The organism is Shewanella sp. 11B5, from assembly GCF_002836795.1.
Classification (GTDB): Bacteria; Pseudomonadota; Gammaproteobacteria; order Enterobacterales; family Shewanellaceae; genus Shewanella; species Shewanella frigidimarina.
In genome coordinates this window covers 1-1211 of the sequence record NZ_PJAP01000127.1, presented here as the reverse complement: position 1 = coordinate 1211, position 1211 = coordinate 1, and the positions used below count along the sequence as shown (strand labels likewise).

Sequence of the window (1211 nt, the reverse complement as noted above, 5' to 3'; positions counted from 1 at the left end):
CACGGTCTGACATCAAAATAGTCACTTGATGCATCGACTCTGGATTGAGTGCCCAGAAGTCCCACATTGCTTGGGGGTCTTTTAAATTAGTTTGTGGGTGACGTTTTTGGGTATGAATAAAGTCAGGAAACTTAATACCATCACGGATAAAGAATGTTGGCGTGTTATTACCGACAATATCATGGTTACCACGAGCAGTATAAAAACGTAGCCCAAAACCGCGTGGATCACGCTCTGCATCAGCTGAGCCCATCTCTCCGCCTACCGTAGAGAATCGCATGAATGTTTCAGTCTGCTTGCCTACACCATTAAAATGATCCGCTATGGTAAATTCACTTAAATCTTTAGTTAGTGTAAATGTACCGTATACACCGGTTCCTTTAGCATGCACAACACGCTCTGGAATACGTTCACGGTTAAAATGAGCAAGCTTCTCAATTAAATGCCAATCTTGTAAAAGCAGTGGTCCACGCTCACCAGCTGACATTGAGTTTTGGTCGTCTGCTACTGGTGCGCCATTTTGGCTAGTTAAATAGTTAGTTTGATTCATTTGTTGCTCCTATGCGCGGTCTACTAACCACTGCTCTATTAAGTCATAAACTGTTGCCATGATGATTTTCCTCACTCAACTCATCATTCGATGGACACATAATAGGAGTACAATAGAATTATTAAAAACGATTAAAATAGATAACGTTAAAAGTAAAAGGCGATTAGAGAATTTATCAATGATTGATAGAACAGATTACGCTTAAAATACAGGCAATAAAAAAGCCAAAATCTTCATTTTGACTTTAACAATAAACAGATTAATTACTCTGTTGGTGGGGGCGGATCTCTATATAACTTAACCAAGTAATAAGCATCAATGAGCACAATAAAAAAGTTAACCAGTGCCACAGGAATAGCATCAATCGCGAGACCATATGCCACGAATAACCCAGCACCAATTAAATTCCACCAGCGTAGTTTTTTAATGTCTGACATCATCAGCGAAATAGCCACAACGACAGAGGCTAAATACCCTACCCATTCCCAGATGTTGATACTGTCCATGGATTTTCCTTATTTTGATATGCCTACATCTAATGCAAGCGAGTAACAACCTTAAGCTAGCGTGAGTCAGTGTATGAAATAACCTTATTGCTTAACGCATCTGTTTTTACATTCAAACAAGCAAAACGCCTTATATGCATAATACCGAATCAACA

Annotated in this window: 1 protein-coding gene and 1 pseudogene; both read right to left on the bottom strand. The window is 39.2% G+C overall.

From position 1 onward, the window contains the following. Window positions 1-550, bottom strand: a pseudogene (katB, locus tag CXF78_RS01065) (catalase KatB); the annotation flags it as partial. A 263-nt stretch (window positions 551-813) separates the two neighbouring features. Then, window positions 814-1056, bottom strand: a complete 243-nt coding sequence (locus CXF78_RS01060; protein WP_011636050.1) for a YgjV family protein — start codon at window positions 1054-1056, stop codon at window positions 814-816. Between the last annotated feature and the right edge of the window lie 155 nt (window positions 1057-1211).